Annotated in this window: 23 protein-coding genes and 1 pseudogene; 9 read left to right on the top strand and 15 right to left on the bottom strand. The window is 61.3% G+C overall.

The window, feature by feature from the left end; genetic code table 11:
• Positions 1 to 4: 4 nt before the first annotated feature.
• Positions 5 to 805 carry a BtpA/SgcQ family protein gene (locus ACK9YZ_RS29910; protein ID WP_416067156.1) on the bottom strand — a complete coding sequence of 267 codons (801 nt, stop codon included), beginning with the start codon at positions 803 to 805 and terminating at the stop codon, positions 5 to 7.
• 242 nt (positions 806 to 1,047) lie between these two features.
• On the opposite strand from ACK9YZ_RS29910, the gene ACK9YZ_RS29905 reads away from it, so the two are divergent.
• Complete coding sequence (locus tag ACK9YZ_RS29905; protein WP_416067155.1) at positions 1,048 to 1,833, top strand: SDR family NAD(P)-dependent oxidoreductase; 786 nt, start codon at positions 1,048 to 1,050, stop codon at positions 1,831 to 1,833.
• 59 nt (positions 1,834 to 1,892) lie between these two features.
• Here ACK9YZ_RS29905 and ACK9YZ_RS29900 read toward each other — a convergent pair whose 3' ends face one another.
• From ACK9YZ_RS29900 to ACK9YZ_RS29845, 12 genes are all read right to left on the bottom strand, one after another.
• Positions 1,893 to 3,134 carry an amidohydrolase family protein gene (locus ACK9YZ_RS29900; RefSeq protein WP_216760098.1) on the bottom strand — a complete coding sequence of 414 codons (1,242 nt, stop codon included), beginning with the start codon at positions 3,132 to 3,134 and terminating at the stop codon, positions 1,893 to 1,895.
• Entirely contained in the window at positions 3,131 to 4,705 is a 1,575-nt protein-coding gene (locus ACK9YZ_RS29895) for a gamma-glutamyltransferase family protein (protein ID WP_416067154.1), read from the bottom strand. The genes ACK9YZ_RS29900 and ACK9YZ_RS29895 overlap by 4 nt, the downstream gene beginning before the upstream one ends.
• Entirely contained in the window at positions 4,705 to 5,901 is a 1,197-nt protein-coding gene (locus ACK9YZ_RS29890; RefSeq protein WP_416067153.1) for an amidohydrolase family protein, read from the bottom strand. The genes ACK9YZ_RS29895 and ACK9YZ_RS29890 overlap by 1 nt, the downstream gene beginning before the upstream one ends.
• 18 nt (positions 5,902 to 5,919) lie before the next feature.
• The gene (locus tag ACK9YZ_RS29885; RefSeq protein WP_416067152.1) at positions 5,920 to 6,150 is read right to left on the bottom strand and encodes a hypothetical protein; all 231 of its coding nucleotides are present in this window, start codon (positions 6,148 to 6,150) and stop codon (positions 5,920 to 5,922) included.
• 235 nt (positions 6,151 to 6,385) lie between these two features.
• On the bottom strand, positions 6,386 to 7,084 hold the full coding sequence (locus ACK9YZ_RS29880) for a GntR family transcriptional regulator (protein WP_416067151.1): 699 nt from the start codon (positions 7,082 to 7,084) through the stop codon (positions 6,386 to 6,388).
• 216 nt (positions 7,085 to 7,300) lie between these two features.
• Positions 7,301 to 7,762 carry a DUF411 domain-containing protein gene (locus tag ACK9YZ_RS29875; RefSeq protein WP_216760102.1) on the bottom strand — a complete coding sequence of 154 codons (462 nt, stop codon included), beginning with the start codon at positions 7,760 to 7,762 and terminating at the stop codon, positions 7,301 to 7,303.
• A gap of 56 nt (positions 7,763 to 7,818) precedes the next feature.
• Positions 7,819 to 8,103 (bottom strand): copper-binding protein, encoded by a 285-nt coding sequence (locus tag ACK9YZ_RS29870; protein ID WP_416067150.1) that lies wholly within the window; start codon positions 8,101 to 8,103, stop codon positions 7,819 to 7,821.
• A 24-nt stretch (positions 8,104 to 8,127) separates the two neighbouring features.
• A complete protein-coding gene (locus ACK9YZ_RS29865; protein WP_416067149.1) occupies positions 8,128 to 8,607 on the bottom strand; it encodes a plastocyanin/azurin family copper-binding protein in 480 nt (159 codons plus the stop codon).
• A 33-nt stretch (positions 8,608 to 8,640) separates the two neighbouring features.
• Positions 8,641 to 9,987 carry a multicopper oxidase family protein gene (locus ACK9YZ_RS29860; RefSeq protein WP_416067148.1) on the bottom strand — a complete coding sequence of 449 codons (1,347 nt, stop codon included), beginning with the start codon at positions 9,985 to 9,987 and terminating at the stop codon, positions 8,641 to 8,643.
• Between the two features lie 14 nt (positions 9,988 to 10,001).
• Positions 10,002 to 11,465 carry a TolC family protein gene (locus ACK9YZ_RS29855; RefSeq protein ID WP_416067147.1) on the bottom strand — a complete coding sequence of 488 codons (1,464 nt, stop codon included), beginning with the start codon at positions 11,463 to 11,465 and terminating at the stop codon, positions 10,002 to 10,004.
• Positions 11,462 to 11,689 carry a hypothetical protein gene (locus ACK9YZ_RS29850; protein WP_416067146.1) on the bottom strand — a complete coding sequence of 76 codons (228 nt, stop codon included), beginning with the start codon at positions 11,687 to 11,689 and terminating at the stop codon, positions 11,462 to 11,464. Before ACK9YZ_RS29850 ends, ACK9YZ_RS29855 begins: the two co-directional genes overlap by 4 nt.
• Before the next feature lie 92 nt (positions 11,690 to 11,781).
• On the bottom strand, positions 11,782 to 12,183 hold the full coding sequence (locus ACK9YZ_RS29845) for a hypothetical protein (protein WP_216760107.1): 402 nt from the start codon (positions 12,181 to 12,183) through the stop codon (positions 11,782 to 11,784).
• 171 nt (positions 12,184 to 12,354) lie between these two features.
• Between ACK9YZ_RS29845 and ACK9YZ_RS29840 the strand changes: the two genes are divergently transcribed.
• On the top strand, positions 12,355 to 12,798 hold the full coding sequence (locus tag ACK9YZ_RS29840; RefSeq protein WP_416067145.1) for a YqaA family protein: 444 nt from the start codon (positions 12,355 to 12,357) through the stop codon (positions 12,796 to 12,798).
• Here the strand turns inward: ACK9YZ_RS29840 and ACK9YZ_RS29835 are convergent.
• Positions 12,787 to 13,287, bottom strand: a pseudogene (locus ACK9YZ_RS29835) (cytochrome b); the annotation flags it as partial. The gene ACK9YZ_RS29840 and the pseudogene ACK9YZ_RS29835 overlap by 12 nt on opposite strands.
• Positions 13,288 to 13,415: 128 nt before the next feature.
• Between ACK9YZ_RS29835 and ACK9YZ_RS29830 the strand changes: the two are divergent.
• From ACK9YZ_RS29830 to ACK9YZ_RS29820, 3 genes are all read left to right on the top strand, one after another.
• Positions 13,416 to 14,362, top strand: a protein-coding gene (locus ACK9YZ_RS29830) for an IS630 family transposase (RefSeq protein ID WP_416064054.1) whose coding sequence is annotated in 2 segments (ribosomal slippage) — positions 13,416 to 13,754 and positions 13,757 to 14,362 — 945 coding nt in all. Because the reading frame shifts where the segments join, the coding sequence is not laid out codon by codon here.
• A gap of 238 nt (positions 14,363 to 14,600) precedes the next feature.
• A complete protein-coding gene (locus tag ACK9YZ_RS29825; protein ID WP_416067144.1) occupies positions 14,601 to 14,933 on the top strand; it encodes a four-helix bundle copper-binding protein in 333 nt (110 codons plus the stop codon).
• Between the two features lie 92 nt (positions 14,934 to 15,025).
• A complete protein-coding gene (locus ACK9YZ_RS29820; RefSeq protein WP_416067143.1) occupies positions 15,026 to 15,574 on the top strand; it encodes a cytochrome c in 549 nt (182 codons plus the stop codon).
• Between the two features lie 375 nt (positions 15,575 to 15,949).
• Here ACK9YZ_RS29820 and ACK9YZ_RS29815 read toward each other — a convergent pair whose 3' ends face one another.
• Positions 15,950 to 16,687: a dienelactone hydrolase family protein gene (locus tag ACK9YZ_RS29815; protein WP_416067142.1), complete on the bottom strand. Its 738-nt coding sequence runs from the start codon at positions 16,685 to 16,687 to the stop codon at positions 15,950 to 15,952.
• 306 nt (positions 16,688 to 16,993) lie between these two features.
• On the opposite strand from ACK9YZ_RS29815, the gene ACK9YZ_RS29810 reads away from it, so the two are divergent.
• From ACK9YZ_RS29810 to ACK9YZ_RS29795, 4 genes are all read left to right on the top strand, one after another.
• Positions 16,994 to 17,248 (top strand): type II toxin-antitoxin system Phd/YefM family antitoxin, encoded by a 255-nt coding sequence (locus ACK9YZ_RS29810; protein WP_416067141.1) that lies wholly within the window; start codon positions 16,994 to 16,996, stop codon positions 17,246 to 17,248.
• Positions 17,248 to 17,649 carry a type II toxin-antitoxin system VapC family toxin gene (locus tag ACK9YZ_RS29805; protein WP_416067140.1) on the top strand — a complete coding sequence of 134 codons (402 nt, stop codon included), beginning with the start codon at positions 17,248 to 17,250 and terminating at the stop codon, positions 17,647 to 17,649. The genes ACK9YZ_RS29810 and ACK9YZ_RS29805 overlap by 1 nt, the downstream gene beginning before the upstream one ends.
• A gap of 378 nt (positions 17,650 to 18,027) precedes the next feature.
• Positions 18,028 to 18,945, top strand: a complete 918-nt coding sequence (locus tag ACK9YZ_RS29800) for a sterol desaturase family protein (RefSeq protein ID WP_416067139.1) — start codon at positions 18,028 to 18,030, stop codon at positions 18,943 to 18,945.
• 89 nt (positions 18,946 to 19,034) lie between these two features.
• Positions 19,035 to 20,075, top strand: coding sequence for a substrate-binding domain-containing protein (locus tag ACK9YZ_RS29795; protein ID WP_416067138.1), 1,041 nt, complete (start codon positions 19,035 to 19,037; stop codon positions 20,073 to 20,075).
• Positions 20,076 to 20,084 lie beyond the last annotated feature (9 nt).

The following is a 20,084-nucleotide window of genomic DNA, read 5'->3' as shown; positions in this document are numbered from 1 at the left end:
CGCCTCAGCGTAAAGTTTCGACGACATCCATGAAGCGTCTGACGCGCGCCGCGTCAACAGCGTTCCACGTATTGCCGTCCACCTTGAAATGGGTGCCGATGATGCAGCCCTGCGCCATGGAGAAAACGTCGCTGATATTGTCGATGTTGACGCCGGTATTGGCAAAGACCGGGACATCGGTGACAGCCTCGCAGACGTCGCGAAGATCCGACTGGCTCGCCGGCTGTCCGGTAATCGGGCCGGATACAAGAATGGCGTCGGCGACGGAGGAGAAGACGGCGCTCTTGGCGCGCAGCGCTATCGGGCGCTGATCCAGCGAATGAGCAAACTCCGCGTTGATATTGAACAGCATTTTCATGTCGCCGCGGCCGAGATTCGCCCGTAGTCGAGCCGCAGTTGCGCAGTCCGGCTGCCATAATCCCATGTCGGAGGCAAAAAGACCTGTGAAGATTTCGCGCACGAAACTGGCGCCGGTGACAGCGCCGATGGCGACGCTGGAGACTGGATCCCAGAGATAGTTCACGCCAAACGGAACTTTTAGTTGAGGCTTGATTGCCTGTACAATGGCGGTCATCGCCGCAACGCTCTCGGCCGACCCCTTGAAGACGTAGGGCCGATCGTTCTCGTTGCCGAACATGATGGCATCGACGCCGCCGGCCTGCAGCTTCTCGACGTCCGACGCCACGTCATCGATCAGCTTTTGCATGCCTCCTTGAGCGTCGTAAAGCGGCGATCCAGGCAGGGCGCCGATATGGGCCATGGCGATGACCACCTTCTTGCGCGTCCCGAAGCATTCAAAAACCATTGTGCAAGTCCTTCCACGACGTTCTGTTATGCAGGCTCGGCTCGACCGAGCAACGATGATTGAGCTCACGTTTTCCTGTGAACTGCCTTGAGTGATTGCCGAGCGCGTCGGACTCCTGAGGGAACACCATGCGCAAGTCAGCATGACCATACGCATCGAAACGAACTCAATCAAACAAAAAAAACATTTGATGAGTTCGATTTTGTTGGATACGTTTTCCGGAAATCGTTCAAGGAGCTGCCATGAAACCGCCTGTCTTTTCCGAGCTTCAGGGGCGCCGCGCGTTCGTTACGGGCGGTGCAACCGGCATCGGCCTGGCAATCGCCAAGGCGCTTGCCGCCCAGGATGTTGTCGTAGCAATCGCTGACATCAATCTCGACGCGGCAACCCAGGCGGTTCAGTCGATCGGAAAGGGTGCGGTCGCCGTCGAGGTCGACGTGCGCAAGCGGGCTTCTGTCGAGGCCGCCTTCATGGAGGCGGTAAACGGGATAGGGGGTTGCGATATCGTCATAGCCAATGCCGGCGTTTCCACCATGCAAAAAGCCCTCGAGTTGACCGACGAGGAATGGGACTTCAATTTCGACGTCAACACGCGCGGGATTTTTCTGACGAACCAGATCGCTGGTCGCCATCTGGTCGGGCAGGGCCACGGTTGCATCGTCAATACCGCGTCACTTGCGGCAAAAGTCGGTGCGCCGCTTCTTGCCCACTATTCTGCCAGCAAGTTTGCCGTTCTTGGTTGGACCCAAGCCCTCGCACGCGAGCTCGCATCTGCAGGTATCAGGGTGAACGCCGTCTGCCCAGGCTTCGTGAAAACCGGTATGCAAAGCCGGGAGATCGAATGGGAGGCGCGCCTTCGCAGCATCTCACCGCAACAGGTGTTCGACGAATATGTCGGCCAAACACCCCTCGGGCGCATCGAAACAGCCGAGGATGTTGCCGATGTTGTGGTCTTCCTTTGCTCCGACAGCGCCCGTTTTATGACGGGCCAGGGCGTCAATGTGACTGGTGGCGTCTATATGACTTAACCGAGGTGCTGACACATGTTTTGCGCGTCAACGCCTGATAGCGGGTGACCCACTGGTGTTCACTTTGGTCTGTGAATTCTGGGCTTGCCGTTATCGAAACTCCGGTTGCCGTTCTTCCAGCCGGCAATGACGCGGGCGATCTCGCGCACTGCGACACGCGGGCCAGGACTGTCGAGCAGCACGATCGTCGCCTCGGCGCCTACTTCTAACCGTCTGACGCTGCCGAGTTGGCGTGCTGCCGCATCTGTCACCATGCTGAAGACCAGCGCCATGTCCTCGTCTCGCGAGAGCTGGGCGACGTTTGCATAGAGATTGGCCATGCGGATCAACGAGGCATCACCGTAGGGAGTGAAGGGATTGAGCACGTTGTTGGTCGCAATCGAGGTCGCGACACCGCGGCCTGCCAGCAGGTGAGCGGGTGCGACGCCGCGCGGAACCAGCCGATCATGACTGCGTCCGTTCAGGTACAGATCGGTGGATGGCAGGACAGAAAGCGCAATGTCGGCTTCAGCCAGCCGATCAGCAATGGAGACGATCTCTGCCTGCGACATGGCCGAGAGATTGGTGACGTGGCCGATCGCCACGCGACCCTGCCAACGGTGACGAAGCGTGGCGTCGATCACCGCCGGCAGATCGCTTCGATCGGGATCAAGGCTGAAATCGAGATGGAAGTCGACCGGCATGTCATGCTTGAGCGCCAAGGCGAAGATCATCTCGATATGCCTGTTGGGATCGGGGTCCGTATAGGGACAGCCGCCGACCAGATCCGCGCCATTGGAAAGGGCGGCGTCGAGCATATCCAGTGTCTCCGGCTCATTTGTCAGCCCCTCCTGGGCGAAGGCGCAGATCTCGATATCGACCGCGAAGGCATAGTCTTCACGGATGCGCTTGATCGCCTCGAAGGAACGGAAGCCGGCGCGAGGATCGATCTCGACAAAGGTGCGCATCCGCGTGGTGCCGTGTGAAATCGCCTTCTCAACGACGCGGGCAGACCGGGCATAGACGTCGTCTTCCTCAAAGCCCGCCTTGGCCTTGGCCGTCTCCCGCACGGCCTCGGCAAGTGTCCCTTCGCAAATCGTGCAGCGGTCGAGGATGCAGGCCTTGTCCAGATGGATGTGTGTATCGACAAACCCGCCGAAGGCGAACGCTCCCTCGCCGTCGACGCTTTCGATCGCCTCGCACCGGATATCGGATCCGATGTCAGCGATCCGACCCTCTCGCACCGCGATGTCGACGACGGGGCCGTTCTCCTCGACACGGACATTGCGGATAACGAGATCAAATAATGGGCCAGACGTCACAGCAGGATCGCGCCTCCGTCGCTGCGTGGGTCATGAGCGCCATCGGTTGCACCGTCCTGCCCGATGCGGATAACGCCGGCCTGCCCACCGAGGGGGCTGAAACTGTCGATCGTTGAGATCTCGTGGCCCATGGCGGCAAGTGCGGAGACCGTTTCCAAGCCGACATTTTCCTCGATCTTCAGCGTGTCCCGGCTGTCGGAAAAGGTGCGGCCGAGCAGGAAGCGCGGGCGGGAAAGTGCTGCGGCTGGATCGAGGCCATGGTCGACCAGCAGGCTGAGGAGCAGCGACAAGGTCTGCGGCTGTCCATCGGCCCCTTGCGTGCCATAGATAAGATGCGGCCGGCCGTTCTTGAGCGCCAGGCCTGGATTGAGCGTATAGAACGGGCGCTTGCCGGGACGGATGACATTGGGGCTGGTCGGGTCGGTGCTGAAGGCAGCACCCCTGTTCTGCCAGAGGATGCCTGTATCGCCGACCACGACGCCGCTTCCCCAATCGAAATAGAGGCTTTGCAGCAACGATGCGCAGCGTCCCTTCTCATCGACGGCGGCAAGTAGGGCTGTGTCGCCGTGCCGATAGGGCTGCGGCCAGGGCAATGCGCGGCTGGAATCGATTGCCGCGGCTTTTGCCTTAAGGCGCACTGGATCGAGCAGCGCTGGCGAAACATCGGCCGCGTAATGGGGATCGGCGATGGTATGCCGGTCGAGAAAAGCCTGTTTCACAGCCTCGATGAGCCTGTGGTAGAAACCTGCGCTATCGGGAGGGAAATTACTCATCGGCAAATGGTTGAGCACGCCCATAATGCCGAGCGTGGTTATGCCCTGGGTCGGGGGAGGCGGCGCGAGCAGGGTTGTGTCGCGATAGGTCTGCCGGAGCGGAGGCGCGATATCGGTTCGCGTTGCGGCGAGATCGGTGGCCAAAAGCGGCGAACCGGCCTCCGCCAGCCCAGTGGCGATCTGCCGGGCGAGCGCCCCTTCGTAGAATTCGCGAGCGCCGTGGCGGGCAATGCCATCAAGCGTTCTGCCGAGTGCCGGCTGCCGCTGAATGCCTGACGAGGTGAAAAGGTCCCTGAAGCCCGGCCAGCGCACCAGCTCGCTACGGCGGGATTCGTACCAGAAGGACTGCGACCGGCTGACCTCGAAGCCGTTTTCCGCAAGGGCGATCGCATCGTCAAGCAGACTCGGCAAACTCTCCGATCCCGCCCATTCCGCAGTGGAATGGGCAAGCACTTTGTCCCAGCTATCCACGAGGCAGGCCGTCGTCAGCATGGAGGCGGCTCCGCGTAAGGGAATGTCCCCTTCCGGAATGATACCGCCGGCCTGACCGATGCCGAGGAAGGTCTCCGCCTTTCCCGTCTCGTCGGCGACTAGCCAGACGGCATCGCCGCCGAGACCGCAGAAATGCGGGTAGGTGACCGCAAGCGCCGCACCTGCGGCAACCAGCGCCTCGATGGCATTGCCGCCGCGCCGCAACACCTTGGCACCAGCTTCGCTGGCGAGCCAATGCGGCGTCACGATCATGGCGCGGCGGGACGACATGTCAGCTCGAGTGGTCTGAGTGACGGGAGAGGACATCAGCGTATCACCGAGCCGTTTTCGGCGACGAGGCGGCCTTGCTTGAAGACGCGGCGCGGTTTCGGAACTGCGACGACGGCCTCCGGTACATGCTCGGCCGTGAGCGTGACGAAATCGGCCTTTGCGCCGACCTCGATCCCGTAGCCTTCCAGCCGCAGCGCCTTGGCGCCGCCTGTTGTGACCACGTCGAAAGCGGCGCTGAGTTCCGCATCGCTGAAGAAACCGGAACGGTAGGCGATAATCTCTGCCCGGCGCAGCATGTCGCCATCCCCGAAGGGCCACCAGGAATCGCGGATATTGTCGCTGCCGCTGAAGACATTGACGCCGGCAGCGCGCAGCAGGGTCACAGGAGGAAAATTGTGGTTGCCGGGCGCGTTGGTCATGATCGAGACGCCGCTTTTGGCGATCAGCATGGCAATCTTCTTTGCGGCTTCCGGCGCGAGATCACCAAGACCATAGGCATGGCTGACGGCGACATGCCCCTGCATGCCAAGCGCGGTCGTACGAGCACAGATCTCCTCGATCGTCATGGCGCCGAGCGTGCCCGCGTCATGGAGATGGATATCGACGTCGACGCCGCGCCTTTCGGCAATGTCGAAGACCACGTCGAGATGGCCCTTGATGTCGCGGTCGAAGGAGAGTGGATCAAGCCCGCCGACGAGATTGGCACCCATCGCGATCGCCTCGTCCATCAGCTCCGGTGTACCGGGGCTCTTGAGGATGCCGCTCTGCGGGAAGGCGACGAGCTGGATGTCGATGATATCAGTGTAGTCCTCGCGAACCTTCAGGATGGTTTCGAGCGACTTCAGGCCGACCGATCCATCGACCATCACGTGGCTGCGCATCTGTAGGGCGCCGTTAGAAATGCAGAGATCGAGCTGGTTGCGAGCGCGTTCGTCCATGGGCGCTGCGACCGCCATATTCTCGGCTTGAAAGGCGACGCGCTCATGCACGTCGAAGCCATTGGTGCACGGTTTGTGCGGGATCCACCTGTCTCCGTAGAAGCTGGTGTCGAGATGGATATGGCCCTCGACGAAGCTCGGCACGAGAAGGGCTCCGTTGATATCGACCACGTTTGCCGCGCTGGCGTCCGAGCCTGCCGGTCCTATCGCAGTGATCCGGCCGTCCTGAACCAGGATATCGTTCAGAGTGCCGTCGGCGAGCTTTGCGTTGGCGAAAACTGTTTCGGTGCCCACTTGTGTTTCCTTTCCACTCTATTGTCGGCCGGCCACCGCCCAGTGCGGGGCCGGCTGCTCTGCAGCGATGGAGGATCGGTTCTGCGGCAGCATACCCTGCACACCTTCGATCAGCCATGTCATGTCCTTGATGTCGTTCTCGGAGAGCTTCTGATCGGGGGCGACTTTCGCCTTACCGTTCTGGTCCTTGATCTCACCCGCAAGGGCTTCCCGGCGATATTCGGGCGATGACAGCATTGCATGCGACATGAGCGGAATCCAGTCTACAACATCCTGAGTTTCAGGTATGCAATGTGGATGCCAGACTGTATCGCATGTAGCGTCTGGCAGGGCGTTACGACCTCATTGGCCGGATTCACCTGAGGAAAATTGGAATTGAAGGCCAGGGAAGCGTCGATCGGGTCACCGGCCATAGCATGCTCGCGACGGTCATATGTCTACATATTTTGCAGAATTTTGTATACGTGATTGAAAAGCTGGCAGTTCAGCCGGTGGCGCGGCTCGAAAAGCGCGACAGGATGGAACCGATGTCCGGCTCTTTTGCAAGATCATCCTCGATCAGTGCGCGGCTTTCGACGGATGATAGATGCTCGTCCATCAAGTGCTCCGCGCTGGCCAGATCGCCCTTTTTTAATGCGTTGATGAGGCCGGAATGCTCACTGATTGCACATTCGCTGGAATGCGGCCGGCTATACATGGCAAGGATGAGCGAGCAGCGTGAAACAAGTTCGGAGAGATAACGCTCGAGCAGTGCATTACCGGACAATTCGGCGAGCTTCAGGTGGAACTCGCCCGCCAGCCGAGTTGACAGGCGCACATCGCCTTTGGCATGTGCTGCTTCCTCTTCCTGCACATGTTCCCGCAACAGTTTTTCGATCGCGGGGCTCCAGCGCTTGATGACAGCCTTCATCACCTCCCGTTCGAGTGCGCGGCGAATGGCAAAGGCATCGCGCGCTTCCTCAAGACTTGGCTGGGCGACGGTGGCCGTGCGCTTATGGTAAGTGTCGACCAGTCCCTGCGCCTGCAGCTTGGCAAGTACCGTGCGCACGAGCGTTCGACTCATGGAGAAATGCCGGCCGATCTCGTCCTCGGGAAGTTTTGTCCCGGCTTTGAGAGCCTGCTCGATAATGGCCTGTCGCAGTGTGCGGTGGGCGATTTTCACACGATCGGGATTGGATGGCATCTGATTCCGTTATGTCATTGCTGTTGTATACATTATCGCGACATCACGCATACAACAAGGCGATACTTGTCCGGCCACATCGCTCTACTTCACCGAAAGCACCTCGAGAATGGACATGATCGGTTCGAACGGGTCACGATGAACGCCTGCCGCCCACGGCTCTGCAACGCTCCGGTTTCCTGAGCGGCAACAGGCATGGATCGATCAATCGCGGCGTCATCCCTTTCGGGGGCGGACCTCCATGAACACGTGTGGCGCCCCGGTCTCCGAGGGGATCGCATAGACGTCGTAGGACGCCCGAGGATCCTCGCCCATTCCGAGCGAGCCGGCCGGCATGCCGGGAACGGCCAGCCCTCGCAGCGAAGGCCGCTCCTGCAGCAGCCGTTTGACGGCCGTAAGCGGAACGTGGCCCTCCAGATAATAGTCCTCGACGACGGCAGTATGGCATCCCTGCATGTCGGCGGGCACCCCCAGCCGCACCTTGACCGCGGCAAGGTCGTCCGCGTCGCGGATGTCGACGGAATAGCCCGCGGCGGCCATCGCCTTCGCCCATGCGTGGCAGCAGCCGCAGTTCGGATCCTTGTAGACAGTCATCTCCGTCGGGACGGTCGCACCAACCCGTCCGGCGAGCAATACCAGGGCGGAACCCGCCATTGCGATGAAGCTTCTCCTGCGCATTGTCTTCACTCCTCGATGGCCGCCGCCCGGCATGATCGGCCGGGCGGCGGCGGATGCTATTTTACCTCGGTCACGGTCAGCTTGCCATTCACGCGTTCTGCGACGAACGCGACGCTCGACCCTTCCTTCAGCTTCGCGAGGAGACCCGGATCTTCGACACGGAACACCATCGTCATGGCGGGCATGTCGAGGTTCTTCAACTCCTCGTGCTTGATGGTGACCTTGTTCGCCTTGGCGTCGACCTTGCTGACGACGCCCTTGGTGAACTCCTGCGCGAAGGCTCCGAATGCCGCGCTGGTCGAAAGGACGACTGCGATGGCAAGTCTGATGACAGTCTTCATGATTTCACGCTCCTTTTCGATGGACTACTTTGTGGCGACGCTGACATCGCCGTGCATGCCGGCTTCGTAGTGACCGGGGATCAGGCAGGCGAATTTGAACGCGCCGTCGGTGGTGAATTTCCAGACGATCTCGCCGGATTGGCCGACCGGAAGGCGGATGGAGTTGGCGTCTGCATGTTCCATTTCGGGGAACTTCTCCATGACCTTCTTGTGCTCCAGGATTTTATCTTCCTGATCGAGTACGAATTCATGGTCGACGGTTCCGGCATTCTTGATTGCGATTTTCACCGTCTGCCCCTTGCGGACGTTGAAGACCGCCGGCGTGAACACCATCTTCCCGTCATCGGTTTCCTTCATGGTGACGCGCACCGTCTGTGTCACCTTGGCTTTGTCGCCGGGTTCCCCAACGGCCATCTTTTCGTCGTGACCGCCGGCATGGTTGCCGGAGGCAAGGGCGGGAGTTGCGAGCACTACGAGAGCCAGTGCCAATATATAGTTCTTCATGCATGGATCCTTTTGAGTGTTGGATATCGAGCCTCAGCCGTTCGTCGGCTTCGGCGTGATCTGCGTCTTCGCGTCTTTGGCCTTGGTCGCGTCCGGCAACTCACCGGTCCATTCCCAGGCCTGCGTTCCGGGCGGGTTCTCGTACCAGCCCGGATCGGAGTAATCGTCCGCCGAGATGCCCTCGCGGACCTTCACGACCGAGAACATGCCGCCCATCTCGATCGGGCCGTGCGGCCCCCAGCCGGTCATCATCGGGACGGTGTTCTCGGGAATGGGCATTTCCATTTCGCCCATGTCGGCCATGCCCTTGGTGCCCATGGGCATGTATTCCGGCTGGAGTTTGCGGATCTTCTCGGCGAGCTTCGACTTATCCGCACCGATGAAGGTCGGAATGTCGTGCCCCATCGCGTTCATCGTGTGGTGCGACTTGTGGCAGTGGATCGCCCAGTCGCCGAGATATTTGGCGTCGAACTCATAGGCGCGCATCGCTCCGACCGGGATGTCGATGCTCACCTCCGGCCACCGTGCTTCCGGCCGCACCCAGCCGCCATCCGTGCACGTCACCTCGAAATCATAGCCATGCATGTGGATCGGATGGTTCGTCATCGTCAGGTTGCCGACCCGCACCCGCACCCTGTCGTTCCTGGAAACGACGAGTGGGCTGATGTCCGGAAACACGCGACTGTTCCAGCACCACATGTTGAAGTCGGTCATTTCCATGATACGCGGCACGTAGGAGCCCGGATCGATGTCGTAGGCGTTGAGCAGGAAGACGAAGTCGCGGTCGACGCGCATGAACGTCGGATCCTTCGGGTGGACGACGAAGAAGCCCATCATGCCCATGGCCATCTGCACCATCTCGTCGGAATGCGGGTGGTACATGAAGGTGCCCGACTTCACGAGGTCGAACTCGTAGACATAGGTCTTGCCCACGGGGATGTGCGGTTGAGTCAACCCGCCGACACCGTCCATTCCGGACGGCAGGATCATGCCATGCCAGTGAATCGTCGTGTGCTCCGGCAGCTTGTTGGTGACGAAGATGCGCACCCGGTCGCCCTCGACCGCCTCGATCGTCGGACCCGGAGACTGGCCGTTATAGCCCCAGAGATAAGCGGTCATGCCATCAGCCATTTCGCGCTCCACCGGTTCGGCGACGAGGTGGAACTCCTTGACGCCATTGTTCATACGGTGCGGAAGCGTCCAGCCGTTGAGGGTGACGACCGGCTGGTAGTCCGGGCCGGAGGTCGGGTGGAGCGGCGGCTGCATGGCCGCCGTATCCATCGTCGGGGCGTCGGGCAGGCCCATCGCCGAAGTCTTCGTCCACGCGCTGGTCGCCAGCAGCGCCGCACTTGCACCGAACAGTTGTCGTCTGTTGAACATGGTGAGTTCCTTTCTCAATGACCGCCGCCGCTGCTGCCGGAAGCCGCCGCGACTTCGGTCTCTGCCGACGCGTTGGTCGCGCCGCCGCCGTAGATCGCGGATGCGAGGCCGGCTTCGGCGAGCCAGAAATCGCGCTTGGCGTTAACGGAGAGCAGGATGGAGTTGATCTTGTCGCGCGTGTCTGTGAGCAGCTCGAACGTGTTGGTGATCATGCCGTTGTAGGTCAGCAGGGATTCCTCCTCGACCTTGGTGCGCAGCGGCACGACATTGTTGAGGTAGTGCCGCGCGATGTCATAGTTCGACCTATACGCCTCGTATGCGGAGCGGGCTTCCGAGCGGACGTTGACGGCTTTCTCCGCGAGCTGGTTCGCTGCCCGCATGTATGCCAGCTCGGCCTTGCGCATCCGGGCCTTACCCGTGTCGAAGATCGGAATTGCGAATTCCAGTTCGACCTGGCCAGTCGTTCTGGTCTTCTTCTCGCCATCCTCGATTTCCCGCTCCGTTTCGAAACCGGTCAGGATCTCGAGATCGGTGACATAACGCGTCGCGTCGGTGAGCCCATAGGATCTGGCCGTTGCCTCCAGCTCGAGCTTCGCCACTTGCAGATCGATGCGGTTCTTCAGAGCCTCGGCCTCGATCGTATCGCGTCCGACGACGGATTTAGGCAGCGGCGGCAGGCTGTTTGGAACCTGATAGTCCAGGTCGGCCCCCCAAAGACCCATCAGCCGCGTCAGTTCCTCCTTGGCGAGACGTGCCGCCAGGCGGGCCTTGGCGGTTTCTCCGGCCAGTTCGGCGACGAACACATGTTCGCGCGCCTGGGCGCCCTTGGTCATCGCGCCGGTCTCGCCCAGCTTCTCCGCCAGTTCGGAAGCGGCATCCGCCGTCGCCTGAGCGCGCTGGAGCTGCCCGACATTTTCCCAGGCGGCGACCGCCCCGATCCAGGCACGCCGCGTGTCGGTGGCGACCTCCAGTGTTCTCACGGCGGCGGTCAGTTGCGCCTGCCGGAAACGGGTGTCGGCGATCGCAATATCCCGGTTCCTGGTCGCGAGCGCCAGGATATTCGTCGCGATCATCCCTTCGATGGTCTTGAACGCCCCAAGTTCCGGTGTCCCCATGCCTGTCGTGCCGATGGAGACGGTCGGATTGATGAACATCGTCGACTGCCAGGCGTCGGCCGCGCTATCGCCGAGATCGGCGTAGGCGGCCTGGAGGCCCCTGTTGTTGAGCAGGGCGATCTGGACGGCCGTCTCGACGTCGAGGGTCTTCTTTCGCGCGAGCAGGCTTCTGACCTGCGCGGCGGTCGACCGGGCCTGGTTCTGATTCTGGATCCAGACGGTCTGCTTGCCCGTCACGACCGCGGTCTTGCTCGCAACGGAAGCAAAACCTGCATCCTTGCTGGAATATTCGGCGCCCGTGACACAGCTGCTCAGCACCAGCGGAAACGCCAGCACGGTCATTAATCTTCCGAGGCCAATCATGAGTCGTCTCCATTGGTCGGAGACTGGAGGTCGTTCTGTCTACGCCACGGTCGGGGATCGACGGGTTGCCTGGCAACGTAGCCTGACATTGGCGACCGGTACGCGATCGGGCGCGGGGAAGGCTGTTCGACCGCGGGGGAAGATCCCACCACGTCGGGAGGAAGCGTGGATGCGCAGCCGCCGACAACAAGCGGCAGCCCCACCACGAAAAGCGAGGGTTTCATTATGAAATTTCCGAATAGGAGATAGCGCTACGGGCGCTCGCCTGGACGCAGGCGGCGACCGACTGGACCCGATCGAGCGGGTGCGTCTCTATTCAGATATTCGGGGGACGGTGAAGGGACGGCAGTTCGCCGAGGGCTGCACGATCGTCGATGAACTGTCGTATGGACGTGACGACGGGTCCGCCGACGTCGGGGCCTTCACAAATGATGCCCAGTCCGCCGCAGAAATCCTTGCAGCATTCCTGTTTGACGAGCTTGGTGTCGCCGTCGTCAGTTGAAGCGTCATGCTGATGGCCGTGCTCCGATGGCTCGATCATGTGATGGCCGTCGGCCTCGGGTGTTGCAACTGAGGCGGCGTTCTCGAATTCCGGAAAGGCCGAGCCGTGCATGGCGGCGCTGGCGCTGGACATGTTGTATCCGACCAGCGATGCCAAGATCGCCAGCCGCACGACGAGCAGCCATCTGCTCAGTGCGATTCGGTACATTCTGCCCATGCGACCTGCGTACAGTTTCAACGGCCTGCTTTCAATGGAAGAAACAGGTGCCGACGATTCGCGTCGTTTCTGTGGCCATGACGCAACGAACCGGTTGACGGCGCTACGCGGCAGATGCCTTTGTCGACATGGCCGCCCATGTTCCGGACTGGACCGGCGGCAGGAGATAAAATGCTCACAGCAGTTTCGACCATGACGGGCCTGTTTCTGGTAGCCTTCGCGGCCGCGACGATATTTCCGATGCAGTCGGAAGCCGCACTTGCGGGCCTTGTCCTGGCGGGCCAGCATCCGCCGGTCCTGCTTGTCGCGGTCGCATCGACTGGGAACACGCTCGGTGCCGTCGTCAACTGGGTCCTCGGCCGGGGCGTCGAACGGTTCCGGTCACGGCGATGGTTCCCCGTCGGCGACGCCGCGCTCGATCGGGCGTCGCGATGGTATCGCAGATACGGCAGGTGGTCACTGCTCCTCTCATGGATGCCGCTCTTCGGCGACGCGCTCACGGTTGCTGCCGGCGTGCTGCGCGAACCGCTGCTGCCGTTCCTTCTTCTCGTGTTCGTCGCGAAGACCGGGCGCTACGTTGCCCTCGTGCTCGCCGTCCTCGGAGTTATCGGTTGACGGCGGTCTCTTCGCGATGACCATCCGGTCGATGCTGTCGTCGCGCAGAACCAGAGTGTGCCAGGCCGCGGCCGCGACGTGAAGCGCCACCATCGCCAGGATGATCCTTGAGCCGATGACGTGATAGGGCGCGATCCCGAACCAGATGTAGCTTGCCACGAACCCCATTGCCGCCTGCCCGATAATGGCGGCATAGAAGGCATGATGAAGTACTCGGGAAAGCGCCTTTGCCGCCGACGCCGGTCGACTGTCCGGCAGGGGTGGCCACAGGAGCCGGACCGCAAGCCGCAGGCCCATCAGTAAGCCGATGCCGATCCCCAGATAGTTGTGGAGGTAGTGTTGGACGAGATCCCAGCGGTCGGGCGTTATTCCCATGTGGACCGCATGATGGATCCGCTCGATGCTGCCGCCCGTCAGGTACTGGGTCGGGACCAGGAGGGCGATCAGCCAGTGAAGCCAGATCTGGATGCGGAAATATCCTGGTCTCATGGCGCAGCCGTTGTTGCGATGGTTCGCAAGAGCTAGAGCGGGATGATTTTAGATGGAATCGAAAAGGGGATTCCCTTTTTCCCGCAAATCAGATTCACCATTGAGACCGGTAAAGGAGGCCGGTCTTTATGGCAAAACCTTTTTCCGATGATTTGCGGGAACGCGTTGTCGGCGCGGTGACGCGCGAAGGATTGTCCTGCCGGGCAGCGGCGAAGCGCTTCGGGATTGGCATCAGCACCGCGATCGATTGGGTGCGGCGCTTTCGCCAGACGGGCAGCGCAGCCCCCGGTCAGATGGGCGGGCACAAGCCACGGGCGATTTGCGATACGCATCGGGAGTGGCTGCTCGAGCGCTGCCGCACACGGGCTTTTACCCTGCGCGGGCTGGTCGCGGAACTGGGCGAGCGTGGCCTGAAGGTCGATTACCGCTCCGTGTGGACCTTCGTGCATGATGAAGGGTTGAGTTATAAAAAAAGACAATGGTCGCCGACGAGCGCGAGCGGCCCGATGTCGCCGCCCGACGGAACCGCTGGCTGAAGCATCGCTATCACGTCGATCCGGCCCGCCTCGTCTTCATCGATGAAACCTGGACGAAGACGAATATGGCGCCGCTCCGGGGCTGGGCGCCGCGCGGCGAACGGTTGCCCGGTCAGGCGCCCTTCGGCCATTGGAACACCATGACGTTCATTGCCGCCCTGCGCGCCGACCGCGTCAGCGCGCCATGGATCATCGACGGCCCGATCAATGGCGAGCGGTTCCTGATCTATGTGGAAAAGGTGCTGGTCCCCGAACTCAAGCCAGACGATATCGTCGTGATGGACAATCTGGGCTCACACAAGGCAAAAGCAATCCGCACCGCGATCCGCAAGGCTGGGGCCAAACTGTTCTTCCTGCCCAAATACTCCCCTGACCTCAATCCCATCGAAAAGCTCTTTGCCAAGATCAAGCATTGGCTACGCGAGGCACAGGCCAGAACTCGCCACGCGATCGACGAGGCCATCGCAGCCATCCTCAAGACAGTTTCACCACAGGAATGCCAAAACTACTTCAAGGAAGCCGGATATGAACGGACTTAAAATCATCCCGCTCTAGCAGCCCGAGGTTAAGACATCGCTGACCAGCCGCGTGGACTTTGAAATAACCCGCGATCCCTGGCGCAATTGGAACATTCCCTGGGCGACACTGTTAGACGGCGTAGTGAACGCGGCCACGATGCCGTTTCGACGAGGTTTTTACTGTTTGAGGATCGCGCCGCCATGGCCTGCGCCCTGTTATTCACTGCGGCGGCCAGGAAGCCGGATAGGAGATAATGCCATGCATCATATGTCGAGCGAAATGAAGGCCTGCATCGACAATTGCCTGACCTGCTACAGCGAGTGCCTTTTGATGGCCATGAGCCATTGCCTGGAACTGGGCGGGGAGCATACCAAGCCTGCGCATTTCAAGCTGATGATGGCCTGCGCGGAAATTTGCCGGACCTCGGCGCATTTCATGCTGATCGGCTCGGAGCATCACAAGCATGTCTGCCGCGAATGCGCCGAAATCTGCGCCCAATGCGCAGACGAGTGCGAGCGGATCGGCGACATGCAGAGCTGCGTCGAGGCCTGCCGCCGCTGCGCCGAGAGCTGTAGTCGCATGGCCGCCTAGAAGAGACGCAGCGCCCTCTTTCCGCCCGCTTTGCAGCCGAGATGATGGACCGCCGATCTCCTTTCGGCGGAACTCACACGTGCGAGGCTTTCTTGATCATATCTAAGCTGTTGCCTGTCACGGGGCTCCTGGTCATCATTTTCGCATGGGCCTCCTTTGGGCTTGCGGCGGACGACGTGATCGCGCTTCGGCAGACCGATATGAAGGCCATGGCGGCGGCCGCCAAGACGATGGCTGAGATGTTCCGGGACCCCGCGAGCTATTCGTCGGCGGAATTCCGAAACGCCGCCGGAAGCATTGCCGCGAGGTCTGGCGATGCGCTGGCCGATCATTTCATCAGCGGATTGGATGATCCGAAGTCGAAGGCAAAGCCTGAGATCGGGGCGGAGCGTGAACGCTTCGACCGTCTGGCGGACGATCTCAGAGATTATGCGCACGCACTCGAGACCGCTGCCGCCGACAATCCCGGACTGATGACCGGCCGCATGCGGATGAAGCCCGGCGAGGTGATGGGCGGCGGTCCGCTCGGGACACATGTCCGGAACGAGGCGGCGCTGGCCTCCATCCCCGCCGAGCATGTCTTCCACCTGATGCTGCAGGCCTGCACGACCTGCCATGCCAGGTTCAGAATGGGCCAATGAGACGCCGCACCACGGGCCTGGCTACTCAGTCCTGAGCCCATTGACGACGAAGCAGGCGTCGATCGGGGGCATCACCACCGCAATCGGCCCACATGACCTGCGGCCATCGCTGCGGGTAAGCCTGTCCCTTTGCGGCAAGCTACTCTCGCTAACCTCTCCGGCAGCGGGTTCAATAGACTTGCCTCTACTTGCGCGCAGGAACTGAGTGCGAGCGGCACGGGCCTGTTCTATGGTCTCGTCGACCATCGACGCGAAAGTCGGATTTGCGCCTGCCTGGCAATCCGGTGCAGCAACATGGCTGCTTGCGGCAATCGCCTACCCACGCGACCCGTAGCGCAGACCCGTCCGAGGTCGGGCGTGCCGCAATCGCCGATCTCAGGCGAGCGTTTCCGCAAAAAGTTCGAGCAGGCGCTTCCAATGCCGCTCAGAACCCTTTTCGCTGTAGATCTCGCCGCGGTCGGGAACGGTCCAGCCATGCGACATGCCGATATAGTTCTCGATTATGTGGTCGACGCCGCCGGTGCGCAGCGCCTCGGCGAGGCGAGCGGATTGTTCGGGTGGGAAGCTGCCATCGACGCCGGCAACGCCGACATAGACACGCGCCTTGATGTCGCCGGCCAGGCGATGCGGGCTGTCGGGCGCCTCGCTTGCGAGATTTCCGCCATGGAAGCTTGCAGCTGCCGCAATCCTGTCGGCATAGGCGGCCGCAGCCGTCAGAGCGCGACCGCCGCCCATGCAGTAACCGACGGCGCCGACCGGACCGGAAACGCCTTCGGCCTCGAGCGCATCGAGGAAGGCCGCGCTGTCGCGCTTCGTCATCTCCTGCGTAGTCTCGCGGATCATTCTCATGATCTCGGCGCGCGAGGTCTCGTTGCCGAAGGAAGAACCGTCGAAGGGGCCGTATGCTCCAAAACGATAGAAGAGATCGGGTGCAAGCACGACATAGCCGGCATTCGCGAGACGCTCGCCCATGATGTCGATGGCCTCGCGCGGCCCGAGCGCATCCATGTAGTAGAGAATGCCCGGCAGGACTTTGCCCTCGCTGCCTTCGGGGCGGAAAACTGACGCCCTGGCAACGCCGTCAGCCGTCGTGATTTCAATATCGCGTTTCATCGACCAATCCCTTTGATTTTATTGAAGCAGCGCTCAGGCCGCTGCCGGCAATCTGGCAAAGGCTGGCAACAGTCTCAAGACACGAATCCGTGGAGCGGCGGCGTCCGAGTGGGCTTTTAAGGCTACTGTGAGAATTGCGTTCGGTACCAACCAGGAGAATGCCTGCCCACCGCTTCCCCGAGGGAGCGCGTGTGTTCCCTGATGCACTGCAATCGCCTTCCTATTATGCTGAAGCGCGGGGATTTTATTGACGCACTGGTATTTCATGCCTAAATAGCTAGACAGTCTAGCTATAGAGAATTCTTGATGGAATGGCAGCTGCAGGACGCAAAGAACCAATTTTCAAAAGTCGTGCAAAAGGCTCGACTTGAAGGCCCGCAGGTCGTCACTGTCCGGGGAGAGAGGGCCGCTGTCGTTTTGTCAGCGCATGACTACGACGTTCTACGCGCCGGTCTCCCGACGCTGATCGATGATCTCCTGAGCGGCCCGGCTTGGGACGACGGGCTCGCTGAAGCGATCACCGGGCGAGCAAAAACGCCGAGCCGTGATGTAGCGTTCTGATGTATCTGATCGACACCAACGTCATTTCGGAAGCCAGGCGCGGCACTCCACAGGCTGTCTCCTGGTTACGCTCAGTCGATCCGCTTCGTGTCCATATAAGCGCATTGACACTGGGGGAGATCATGCGGCGTATTGCTCTCAAGCAGAGATCAGACCCGAGAGCTGCAGCCCATCTGATGGAATGGTTGCGTAAGCTTCGATACGACCACGCTGAGCGGATTCTTCCAGTGACAGACGAGATCGCCGTGGAATGGGGTCGCATCGCGGCCATCAGGCCACGCGGCGATATTGACGGGCTCATTGCCGCAACCGCAATCATCCACGACCTGATCGTCGTCACTCGAAATGTCGCCGACTTCCAAGATACGGGCGCATCCGTGATCGATCCGTGGGAGGCGTGAGGATTTGCGCCAAATCGAGCGGGCGAGATTCGTAGCCGCTTGCTCTCGTCATGGCAGAACCTTGTCCCCTGTCTCTTCGTGGGCAGGGACCTTCGTGCGCGAGGACCATGTACCCCTCTCGGAGGCTGTCGCGCGACTGGTCGAAATCGCCAGCGCCACGCAATGCCACTGCAATCCTCCATCCACAGGTTGACTGCATCGTTCCACGAGGCGGGTGACGCAGGCGATTGCCGATCGTCCTGATCTTTGGCATGACTGATGGGAACACCGAGCCAAGGGCGTTACCGGATCGATCCATGCAGCGACGGCTGCGGGCGATCCGGGCAGGAATTGGGCGATTGGCTCGAAACCCGGCAAGCTCGTGAGGGACTGACATTGATGCCGAAAGCCGCCGCAGCCGTAAAACGGGCTCTTGCCTACCTGTCCTGGCCCCTGGTGTTTTTCTCCGGCCTGACGGGCGCCTATTTCGCCTTCGCCGGCGATCGCCCGATGGTTGCCTTCGTGGCCGTCTATGCGGGTGCGGTTCTGATCCTCTTCCTGCTTGAACGCGCCATCCCCTATGAGCAGCGCTGGCTCGAGGCGGACGGCGAAACGGCCAACGATATCGCTCACACGGTGTTGACCAAGGGGCTGGTGCAGCTAGCGGCACTCTCGGCAGCGATCTTTCCGATGCTCGCTGCCGGCCTGCTGCAGCCCCTTGCCGCCATGCAGTTCAGCCTCTGGCCATCATCCTGGCCGATGATCTTTCAGGCAACCCTCGCCGTCATCATTGCCGAATTCGGCCTCTACTGGGCGCACCGCATCGCCCATGAACGGCTGTTCTTCTGGCGCTTCCATGCCCTGCACCACAGCGTCACCCGCCTCTGGGTCATCAATACCGGCCGTTTCCACGTCATCGATTCCCTGTTCAAGATCGCGTTGAGCCAGATCCCGCTCTATCTGCTCGGCGCCCCGCTGCAGGTCTTCTGGTGGCTTGGTGCGGTCACGGCCTTCATCGGCATCCTGACCCATTGCAACGTCGACATGCGCACGGGCCTTTTCGATTTCGTCTTCAGCACGCCCCGGCTTCACCGCTGGCACCATTCGAAGGATCTCCGCGAAGGCAATACCAATTATGGCGAGAATGTCGTGCTGTTCGACCAGCTGTTCGGCACCTATTTCAACCCCGACCGCCCATCCTCGACCGATATCGGCATCAAGGGCCAGATCGCCCCCGGCTTCGTCAGCCAACTGGCGCAGCCCTTCACCAAGGACGGCGTGCGCCAGATCCTCGGCCGTCAGCCCAAACGTGGCTGAGACCGAAAATCGGTTTTTGCCCGTCATCATTTCATGACAATCGACTCGTAAGAGCCTGCAAACCTCGACGGAAACGGACAGGACGGCGAATGACGACGTTGAAACAGGTTGCGCTGAGGGCCGGATGTTCCATGGCGACGGCAAGCCGTGTGCTGAACCTCAGCGGCCCTGTCAGTCAGGCGGCTGCTCTTCGCGTGCGCCGCGCTGCAGCCGAAGTCGGCTATCGGGCGACGGCACCGTCTGCCCGCAGTGGCCGCCGGCCTGTCATTGGCGTGCTGGTGCCGAGTGTGACCAATCCGGTTTTTGCTTCGTCTCTCTCGGGCATCCAGAACCGCATGCTGGTCGCCGGCCATAGCGTTCTCATCGCCCAGTCGAATTACGATCCCGATCAGGAGGCCAATGCGGTGGCAGGGCTTCTCGGCGAGCGGCCGACCGGGCTTATCCTGACTGTCTGCAATGGCGAGACCAGCCCGGCATTGGCACAGGACCTGCCGCCGACCGTGCTGCTTGGCAGCTCGCCGACGGCTCGATATCCGGCTGCCGTCACCGTCAACAATTATGCGGCCGGCTGCCGGCTGACAGAACATCTCTTATCCATGGGCCACCGGCGCATCCTCTATGTCTCCGGCAGCTTCAGGGCCTCGGACCGTGCGCTTCTGCGTTACCGCGGCTATCTGCAGACGATGGAGACAGCGGGTGTGGCCCCGTTCGAGGCCGTGGAAGTGCCCTTCGTCAACGGTTACGACCAGATGGATCTCGGCCAGGCCTTGCGGACATTTTCCCCGACCGCCGTCATCGGCTCGAACGATCTGATCGCGCTCGGCGTCATCGGTGCGATCAATCGCGAGGGGCTTAGCGTTCCCGACGATATCTCGGTTGCCGGCTTCGACGGTATCGCCATCGGCAAGCTCATCAATCCGACGCTGACCTCGATCGAAATGCCCGATCTCAGCATGGGCGCGACAGCAGCGTCGCTGCTGCTCGATATCGTCGAAAACGATGCGCCGCTCAGGCATCTCGAATTGTCGCATGCCCTGCGCCCTGGCGGCACGGTGCGAAACCTCCAAAACGAGAAAACCGCCGCACCTGCAGGATGCGACGGTTCCGGGTCGAGACCGCGGGCGGCTTAACCCGCGACC

The sequence above is a fragment of the Rhizobium sp. ZK1 genome (assembly GCF_047782645.1).
Lineage (GTDB): Bacteria > Pseudomonadota > Alphaproteobacteria > Rhizobiales > Rhizobiaceae > Rhizobium.
The sequence above is the reverse complement of the archived record's forward strand: the minus strand, read 5'-3'. Positions and strand labels throughout refer to the sequence as shown.

Coding starts and splice junctions, on each gene's coding strand:
- ACK9YZ_RS29795 (WP_416067138.1), top strand. CDS start 19,035: ATGACGACGTTGAAACAGGTTGCGCTGAGGGCCGGATGTTCCATGGCG.
- ACK9YZ_RS29805 (WP_416067140.1), top strand. CDS start 17,248: ATGTATCTGATCGACACCAACGTCATTTCGGAAGCCAGGCGCGGCACT.
- ACK9YZ_RS29865 (WP_416067149.1), bottom strand. CDS start 8,607: ATGAAGAACTATATATTGGCACTGGCTCTCGTAGTGCTCGCAACTCCC.
- ACK9YZ_RS29895 (WP_416067154.1), bottom strand. CDS start 4,705: ATGTCCTCTCCCGTCACTCAGACCACTCGAGCTGACATGTCGTCCCGC.
- ACK9YZ_RS29880 (WP_416067151.1), bottom strand. CDS start 7,084: ATGCCATCCAATCCCGATCGTGTGAAAATCGCCCACCGCACACTGCGA.
- ACK9YZ_RS29840 (WP_416067145.1), top strand. CDS start 12,355: ATGCTCACAGCAGTTTCGACCATGACGGGCCTGTTTCTGGTAGCCTTC.
- ACK9YZ_RS29860 (WP_416067148.1), bottom strand. CDS start 9,987: ATGTTCAACAGACGACAACTGTTCGGTGCAAGTGCGGCGCTGCTGGCG.
- ACK9YZ_RS29825 (WP_416067144.1), top strand. CDS start 14,601: ATGCATCATATGTCGAGCGAAATGAAGGCCTGCATCGACAATTGCCTG.
- ACK9YZ_RS29910 (WP_416067156.1), bottom strand. CDS start 805: ATGGTTTTTGAATGCTTCGGGACGCGCAAGAAGGTGGTCATCGCCATG.
- ACK9YZ_RS29800 (WP_416067139.1), top strand. CDS start 18,028: ATGCCGAAAGCCGCCGCAGCCGTAAAACGGGCTCTTGCCTACCTGTCC.
- ACK9YZ_RS29870 (WP_416067150.1), bottom strand. CDS start 8,103: ATGAAGACTGTCATCAGACTTGCCATCGCAGTCGTCCTTTCGACCAGC.
- ACK9YZ_RS29850 (WP_416067146.1), bottom strand. CDS start 11,689: ATGAAACCCTCGCTTTTCGTGGTGGGGCTGCCGCTTGTTGTCGGCGGC.
- ACK9YZ_RS29885 (WP_416067152.1), bottom strand. CDS start 6,150: ATGTCGCATGCAATGCTGTCATCGCCCGAATATCGCCGGGAAGCCCTT.
- ACK9YZ_RS29815 (WP_416067142.1), bottom strand. CDS start 16,687: ATGAAACGCGATATTGAAATCACGACGGCTGACGGCGTTGCCAGGGCG.
- ACK9YZ_RS29855 (WP_416067147.1), bottom strand. CDS start 11,465: ATGATTGGCCTCGGAAGATTAATGACCGTGCTGGCGTTTCCGCTGGTG.
- ACK9YZ_RS29905 (WP_416067155.1), top strand. CDS start 1,048: ATGAAACCGCCTGTCTTTTCCGAGCTTCAGGGGCGCCGCGCGTTCGTT.
- ACK9YZ_RS29810 (WP_416067141.1), top strand. CDS start 16,994: ATGGAATGGCAGCTGCAGGACGCAAAGAACCAATTTTCAAAAGTCGTG.
- ACK9YZ_RS29845 (WP_216760107.1), bottom strand. CDS start 12,183: ATGGGCAGAATGTACCGAATCGCACTGAGCAGATGGCTGCTCGTCGTG.
- ACK9YZ_RS29875 (WP_216760102.1), bottom strand. CDS start 7,762: ATGCGCAGGAGAAGCTTCATCGCAATGGCGGGTTCCGCCCTGGTATTG.